The 291-nt window shown below is 45.7% G+C and carries 1 tRNA gene; it reads right to left on the minus strand.

Annotated elements, in window-relative coordinates:
* Positions 1-151: 151 nt before the first annotated feature.
* Positions 152-227: transfer RNA gene (locus OGY33_RS00700), tRNA-Glu, on the minus strand.
* Positions 228-291: the final 64 nt, after the last annotated feature.

Raw genomic sequence — 291 nt, forward strand, 5'->3', positions numbered from 1 at the left:
TTTTCATTTCTTATTACGGAGAAATGAAACAGTGTGTCGTTTCAATTTTCAGCTTGATCCAGATTTTTAAAGAGCAAATATCTCAAACGTGACTCGAAAGTCAGTTTTGAGATACTTCGGTCGGCGACTTTCACTCACACATACCAGCAAGTGGCGTCCCCTAGGGGATTCGAACCCCTGTTACCGCCGTGAAAGGGCGGTGTCCTGGGCCTCTAGACGAAGGGGACACTGAAGTCTCAATCGCAAGACGCCTTGCTATTTACTTTTCATCAGACAATCTGTGTGAGCACT

It is taken from the genome of Citrobacter sp. Cpo032, assembly GCF_030332975.1.
Lineage (GTDB): Bacteria > Pseudomonadota > Gammaproteobacteria > Enterobacterales > Enterobacteriaceae > Citrobacter > Citrobacter portucalensis.